The organism is Streptomyces sp. SBT349 (assembly GCF_001083795.1).
Lineage (GTDB): Bacteria > Actinomycetota > Actinomycetes > Streptomycetales > Streptomycetaceae > Streptomyces.
In genome coordinates this window covers 1-8,045 of sequence record NZ_LAVK01000340.1, presented here as the reverse complement: position 1 = coordinate 8,045, position 8,045 = coordinate 1, and the positions used below count along the sequence as shown (strand labels likewise).

Here is an 8,045-nt window from a genome sequence, read left to right as displayed (position 1 = left end):
GAACGGCGGGAGGCCCAGGCGCTCGACGGCGGGGGCGAACTGGTGGAGCATCGCGAGGCGTTCGGCGGGCGTCAACCGGCCCAGCAGGTCGGCGACGCGTTCCTCGACGCTCAGGGGAGGGTCGCCGCGACGGAGGAGAACAGCACGAACTCCGCGAGGTCGGTGTCCTCGGTCAACCGGTGGAGGTTCCAGGCGGCGTCGGCCTTGGGGCCCAGGACGGTCGTGAACCGCTCCGGGGTCTGGGTGTGCAGAGGCCCGTCGTCGAGGACGCCCGCGGCGTGGACGACGGTGGTCAGGGGATGCGCGGGCGGGATGGACGCCAGCTGCGCGGCGAGGGCGCCGCGGTCGGCCGCGTCGCAGGCCGCGATGGTGACCTTCGCACCGAGCGCCCGGAGCTCCTCGGCGAGCGCGGTGGCGCCGGGGGCGTCCGGGCCGCGGCGGCTGGTCAGCAGGAGGTGCCCGGCCTCCCCCCGGGCGGCGAAGTGCCGGGCCAGCAGGGCGCCCAGGGTCCCGGTGCCGCCGGTGATGAGGACCGTGCCGCGCGGGTGGGGGGTGGTGGGGTAGGTCAGCACGACCTTCCCCGTGTGCCGGGCCTGGCTGAGGTGCCGCAGCGCCCGGCGGGCGTGCCGCACGTCCCAGGCGGCGGTCGGCACCGGCGCGAGCGCCCCGGAGTCGAACAACCCGCGTAGCTCGTCGAGCATCTCGCCGATGCGCCGCGGTCCCGCGTCCATCAGGTCGAACGCCCGGTAGTCGATCCCGTCGCCCGGGGTGCGGATGTCGGTCTTGCCCATCTCCAGGAACCGGCCGCCCTCGGCCGTCAGCCGCAGGGAGGCGTCGGTGAACGCGCCCGCGAGGGAGTTGAGGACCACGTCGAAGCCCCGGCCGCCCGTGGCCGCACGGAACTCGTCCTCGAAGTCGAGGGAACGGGAGCTGGCGAGGTGGCCGGAGTCGAGGCCCCGCTCGCGCAGCGCGGGCCACTTGCCGGGGCTGGCGGTGCCGTAGACCTCCACGCCCCAGTGCCGGGCCAGTTGCAGCGCCGCCATCCCGACGCCGCCCGCGGCGGCGTGCACCAGCAGCCGCTCGCCCGGCCGCACGTCGGCCAGGTCCCGCAGCGCGTACCACGCCGTCAGGAAGACGATGGGAACCGCGGCCGCGTCGGTGAAGGACCAGCCGCGCGGCATGCGGGTCAGCAGGGAACGCTCCAGGACCGCCACCGGCCCCGTGCCCGTCCAGACCAGGCCCATCACCCGCTCGCCGGGCACCAGGTCGTCCACGCCGGGCCCCACCTCCAGGACGACGCCCGCTACCTCGCCCCCGGGGGGACGGCTGTCCCCGGGCACCATGTCCAGCGCCAGCAGCACGTCGCGGAAGTTCACCCCGGACGCCCGCACCGACACCCGCACCTGTCCCGGCCCCAGCGGCGCGCGGGCGCCGGGGAACTCGGCCAGGTGCACGTGGTCGAGGCTGCCCCGCCCGGCCAGGTCCAGCCGCCAGCCGGCTCCTCCGGGCGGAACGGCCAGTTCGTCCTCGCCGCCGGCCCGCACCACCCGGGGCACGTAGGCGACCCCGTCGCGGACCGCCACCTGGTCCTCGCCGCCGGTGGCCACCAGCCGCACGGCGGAAGCGGGCACCGGCCCTCCGTCCACGTCCAGCAGCACCACCCGCCCCGGGTACTCCGCCTGGGCCGAACGCACCAGCCCCCACACCGGCGCGCTCACCAGGTCGGCGACGCTCTCCCCGTCCCGCACCGCCACCGCGTTCGCCGTCGCGACCACCAGACGGGCCCCGGCGGACCGCTCGTCGGCCAGCCACTCCCGCACCGCCGCCAGGGCGCGCACGGCGACCTCGCGCATCTCGGCGGGCACCTCCTGGCCGGTCGCCGCGCCCCCGGTGGTGAAGGGGATCACCACGACCCCGGGCGCGGCCCCCTCCGCGACCCACGGCACGCCCGCGTTCTCCGCGTGCTCCTCGTACTCCTCGTTCTCCGCGTGCTCGACGTTCCCGAAGGAGCGGGCCAGCGCGCCGGGCAGCGCGCCTCCGCCCCACACGGCCCAGCCGACCGCCGTCCCCGCCTCCGGCCCGGGGGGAGCCGCCTCCGCCCAGTCCACCCGGTACACCGCGCCCTCGGCCGACCCGCCGGCCGACGGCAGCTCACCCCGGGCGAGGGGGCGCATCACCAGCCCGTCCGCGGACACCACGGGCTCACCGGCGTCGTCGGCGCACAGCAGCGCGAACGCGCCCTCGCCCACCGGGGAGACGCGCACCCGCAGCGCGGTGGCGCCCACCGCGTGCAGCGCGACCCCGCGCCAGGAGAACGGCAGCCACCTGGCCCCGTCCCCCTCCGCGTCCTGCGTGAGGAACAGGGCGTGCAGCGCCGCGTCGGCCAGCGCCGGGTGCAGCCCGAACTCCCCCGCCTCGCCCGGCAGGGCCACCTCCGCGAACACCTCGTCCCCGCGACGCCACGCCGCCCGCAGGCCGCGGAACGCCGGACCGTAGGCGAAGCCCGAGGCCGCGAGGCGCTCGTAGAAGTCGTGGAGCGACAGCGCGACCGCGCCCGGCGGCGGCCACTCGGCCGGCATCGCCGGCTCCGGGGCTCCGGACGCCGCGGTGCCGGCCCCCCGCAGCGCGCCCGTGGCGTGCCGCGCCCAGGGCCCGTCATCGGATCGGGAGTGGACGGCGATGGAACGCCGCCCCTGCGCGTCGGCCGTTCCCACGCGGACCTGTAGCTGAACGGCGCCCTCCTCCGCCATCACCAGCGGGGCCTCGATCGCCAGCTCCTCCACCTCGGGAGCTCCCGCGTGCGCGCCGGCGCCCAGGGCCAGTTCGAGGAACGCCGTCCCCGGCAGCAGCACCGCGCCGTCCACGGCGTGGTCGAGGAGCCAGGGATGCGTGCGCGGCGACAGGCGGCCCGTGAACAGGTGCTCGTCACCGTCGGCCAGGGGCACGACGGCGCCCAGCAGCGGGTGCCGGGCGTCCGACAGCCCCAGGCCGCCCGGGTCGGCGGCCGGGGTCGGGGCCAGCCAGAAGCGCCGGCGCTGGAACGGGTAGGTCGGCAGGTCGGCGGGGGTTCCCCGCGTGAAGAACCGGGTCCAGTCGACCGGCGTGTGGCCGTCCACGGCGGCCAGGGACGTCAGCACGCGCCGCCAGCCGCCGTCGTCGCGCCGGAGCGTCCCGGTGGCGGTGGCCTCGGCGATGTCCTCGATGCCGGGGGCGAGGACCGGGTGCGGGCTGACCTCGATGAAGAGGGTGTGGCCGTCGTCGGCCAGGGCGCGGACGGCGTCCTCGAACTCCACGGTGTGCCGCAGGTTCCGGTACCAGTAGTCGGCGTCCAGCGGCCCCTCGGCGTGGCCCGCCACGGCGGAGACGAACGGTATGGCGGGCTCGGTGGGCCTGATCGGGGCCAGCGCCTCCAGCAGCGGCCCGCGCAGGGCCTCCACATGCGCGGAGTGCGAGGCGTAGTCCACGGGCACCCGGCGCGCCTGGACGCCCTCCCGCCCGCAGTGCGCCAGCAGCTCGTCCAGCACCTCGGCGGAGCCCGACACCACGGTCGCGGCCGGCCCGTTCACCGCCGCGACGGCGATCCGCTCCCCCCACGGTCCGATGAGGTCCGAGACCGCCGCGCGGGGCAGGGGCAGCGAGACCATGCCGCCGTGTCCGGCGATCCCGGCCAGGGCCCGGGCGCGCAGCGCCACGACCCGTGCGGCGTCGTCCAGGCTCAGCGCACCCGCGACATGGGCAGCGGCGATCTCGCCCTGGGAGTGCCCGACCACGGCGTCCGGCGACACGCCGAACCCCTGCCACAGCCGCGCCAGGGACACCATCACGGCGAACAGCGCGGGCTGGACCACCTCGACCCGGTCGAGGCCCGGAGCGCCCTCGGCCCCGGTGAGGACCTCCAGCAGGTCCCAGCCGGTGAACGGCCGCAGCGCCGCCGCGCACCGTTCGAGGTGCTCGGCGAACTCCGGGGAGGTGCGCAGCAGTTCCGCGCCCATCCCGGCCCACTGCGCCCCCTGGCCGGGGAAGACGAACACCGTCCCGCCGTCCGGCCGGGACACGGGCAGCGGCGCGTCGCCCGCCAGCACGTCCAGGGCGGTCCTGAGCTCCCCGGCGTCCTCGCCGACGAGCACCGCGCGGTGCTCGAACGTGCCCCTGGCCGTGGCGAGGGCGTGGCCGACCCGGGCCGGCGTCAGCTCCGGGTGGAGGTCGAGGTGGTCGCGCAGCCGCGCGGCCTGGAGGCGCAGCGCGTCCTCGGTCCTGGCCGAGAGCCGCCAGGGCACCCATCCGCCGGTCAGGCTCTCGGGAACGTCCTCGGCCGGCCGGTCCGCGGGGGCCTGCTCCAGGATGAGGTGGGCGTTGGTGCCGCTGATGCCGAAGGAGGAGACGCCGGCCCGGCGGGGCCGTCCCGTCTCCGGCCACGGCACCGGCTCCGTCAGCAGCGACACGCGCCCCGCCGACCAGTCCACGTGCCGGGTCGGCTCGTCCACGTGCAGCGTCCTCGGCAGCGTTCCGTGTCGCAGCGCCATGACCATCTTGATCACACCCGCGACCCCCGCGGCCGTCTGGGTGTGCCCGATGTTCGACTTCAACGAGCCCAGCCACAGCGGACGTTCGGCAGGCCGGTCCTGCCCGTAGGTGGCGATGATCGCCTGCGCCTCGATCGGGTCGCCCAGCGTCGTCCCCGTGCCATGCGCCTCCACCGCGTCCACCTCGGACGGTTCGAGCCGGGCATGCGCCAACGCGCCGCGGATGACGCGTTCCTGGGCCGGACCGCTGGGCGCGGCGAGGCCGTTGGACGCGCCGTCCTGGTTCACCGCGGAGCCGCGGATCACCGCGAGGACCCGGTGCCCGTTGCGCTCGGCGTCCGACAGCCGCTCCAGCACCAGCGCCCCGGCGCCCTCGCCCCAGGCGGTGCCGTCCGCGGCCTGGGCGAACGCCTTGCACCGGCCGTCGGCCGACAGGCCGCGCTGGCGGCTGAACTCGACGAAGAGGCCCGGCCCCGACATCACGCAGACACCGCCCGCGAGCGCGAGCGTGCACTCCCCGTCGCGCAGCGCGCGCGCGGCCAGGTGCAGGGAGACCAGCGAGGCGGAGCAGGCGGAGTCCACGGTGAGGGCGGGGCCTTCGAGGCCGAGGGTGTAGGCGATGCGGCCGGAGGCGACGCTGAGGGTGTTGCCGGTGAGCAGGAAGCCCTCGGACTCCTCGGTCCCCTGGTGGAGGGGCGGCGCGTAGTCCTGGGTCGTCATGCCGACGAAGACGCCGGTGGGGCTCCCGCGCAGGGTGCCCGGGTCGATCCCGGCCCGCTCCAGCGCCTCCCACGCGGTCTCCAGCATCAGCCGCTGCTGGGGGTCCATCGCGGTGGCCTCGCGCGGGCTGATCCCAAAGAATCCGGCGTCGAACTCCGGGACTCCGGGGACGAATCCACCCCGCGCGACATGGCTGCGTCCCGGCCGCTCGGGGTCGGGGTCGAAGAGTCCCTCGATGTCCCAGCCGCGGTCGGTGGGGAAGCCGGACGTGGCGTCGGCGCCCTCGGCCACGAGGCGCCACAGGGCCTCGGGACTGTCCGCCCCTGGATAGCGGCAGCCCATCCCGACGATGGCGATCGGCTCGTCGGCGTCGCGCGCCCCGCCGGGACCGGGACCGGGACCGGCGGCCGGCCCCCGCGGCGCGCCGAAGAGCTCGGCGTGCAGGAAGCGCGCCACGGCCAGGGGGGTGGGGTGGCTGAACAGCAAGGTGGCGGGCAGCGTCAGGCCGGTGGCCCTCGCGAGCCGGTCGCGCACCTCCACGACGGCGGCGGAGTCGAATCCGATGTCCCTGAACGAGCGCTCCGCGTGGAGGGACGCGGCGGCGCCGCCGGACACGGCGTTGACCTCGGCGCGGACGCGGTCGAGGAGCAGCCGTTCCTGGCGGGCCGCGGGCAGCCCCGTGAGCCGGGTGATCAGGGGCAGGCCGGCCGAGGCCGCCTCGGGGGTGGGGGTCGGCAGGTCGGCCCGGGGGGCGTCGTGGGGGTGGAACGCGCCCCACGCGACGGGGTGGTGGCCGTGCACGGCGGCCAGGGCGGTCAGCATCCGGCGCCAGCCGCCGTCGTTGCGGCGCAGGGTGCCGGTGACCCGGATGTCGCGCCCCGGGGCGTGGGCCTCGATGGTCTGCTGGAGGTCGTGGGTCAGCAGCGGGTGCGCGCTGACCTCGATGAAGAGGGTGTGTCCCTCGTCCAGCAGACTCCGGGTCACGGACTCGAACTCCACCGGGTGGCGCATGTTGCGGCACCAGTACGCCGCGTCGCGGACCTCGCTGGTGCGGCCGGAGACGGTGGAGTGGAGCGGGATCGTGGGGCGCCGCGGCCGGATCGGGGCCAGTTCGGCGTGGACGAGGTCGAGGATCGGGTCGAAGTGCGGGGAATGGGCCGCGAGGTCGACGGCGATGGGGCGGGCGTAGACGCCGTCGGCCGCCGATTCCGCGACGAACTCGTCCGCGGCGTCGGCGTCGCCGGAGACGACGACGGCGGCGGGCCCGTTGACGGCCGCGAGGACGAGCCTGCCGCGCCAGCGCTCCAGGCGAGCGCTCACCTCGGCGGCGGGCGCGGAGACGTACAGCATCCGGCCGCCTCCCGGCAGCGTCGACTGGACGCGGCTCCAGCGCGCGACCACGAGGGCGGCGTCCTCCAGGGTGAGCGCGCCCGCGACGTGGGAGGCGGCGATGTCCCCGTTGGAGTGGCCGATCACCGCGTCCGGTTCGACGCCGAGGGACTGCCACAGCCGGGCGAGGGCCACCGTGACGGCGAACAGCGCGGGCTGGACGACCTCGGCGCGTTCCAGGCCCGGGGCGCCGTCGACGCGGGCCAGCACGTCGAGCAGGTCGCGGTCCCAGTGCGGGGCCAGCGCCCGCGCGCAGGCGTGCAGGTGCTCGGCGAACACCGGCGAGTGGTCGAGCAGTTCGAGGCCCATGCCCGCCCACTGGGAGCCCTGCCCCGGGAAGACGAACACGGTGGTGCCGGGGGCGGCGGCCGAGGGGCCCCGCGCGGCCACATGGGGGGACGGCTCGCCCGCGGCCAGATCCCTGAGGCCCGCGCGGAAGTCCGCCAGGTCGTTGCCGATGACGACCGCCCGGTGGCGGAGGGGCCGCTGCGCGGCCAGCGCGTGGCCCACCTGCGCCGCGGTCAGGTCGGGACGGCCGGCGAGGTGGTCGGCCAGGTGGCGTGCCTGGGCGGCCAGGGCGGCATCGGTCGCGCCGGTCAGGGGCCACGGCAGCGAACCGTCGGTCGGGACGGCGGGGGCGGACGGCGCGATGGGGTGGACCGCGTCGGTGCCGAGCAGCGCCCTCAGCAGGGCCACGAGGTCCGCGGCGGCCGTGGCCCGGGCGCCCGTGCCGTGCGGCTCGATCCGGAGCGCCGCCGTGCCCGGGGCGCCCTCCGGGGCGTCGGCCCCGCCGGCGTCGCCCGCCGACTGCCGGATGACGCCGTACACCCGGTCGCCGTCGGACAGGGCGCGGGACAGCGGCTTCAGCACGATCAGCCCGGCGAACTCCCCGCCGCCGTCGGTGGCGTCGGTGGCGAACGTGTCCCGGCCGAGGGCGCCGGCCAGCGCGACGGTGAGGTCGCCCCGGCCCAGGCTCTCCGCGGCCCGGTGGACGGAGGAGGGTCCGCTCCCGGCAGGTCCGAGAAAGACCCCCGCTTTCTCCTCCCCGAGCGTCCCCGGGAGGATTCCGGCGTCATCGAGGGATTCCCGTCCGAGTTCCCATGCGAGCCGCGGCGGCCCGTTCAGGCCCTCCGCTTCACGGGGCGAAATACCGAGAGATTCCGCATAGGGGCCGACCGCGACATGTGCGAGAAATCCCCCGTCGCGGGACGGCTGACGATCCGCCGGCGCGCGGGAAACACCCGCAAAGGCGGCGAGGGAAGAACCGCGGGGAAGCCTGTACGAAATGCCGACGATCGCGACGGGCTGGGCGCGGCCCGAAAGGGCCGATGGGCGTGGAGAGTTCATATCAGCCATCCGTGATCCGAGCTCATATGGTCCTGCCTCACGAGAAGTTCCTGGCCCCCAGGATCC

Annotated in this window: 1 pseudogene; it reads right to left on the bottom strand. The window is 76.5% G+C overall.

The window, feature by feature from the left end:
- Positions 1-125: 125 nt before the first annotated feature.
- Positions 126-7,979, bottom strand: a pseudogene (locus tag ADY01_RS29250) (SDR family NAD(P)-dependent oxidoreductase); the annotation flags it as partial.
- Positions 7,980-8,045: the final 66 nt, after the last annotated feature.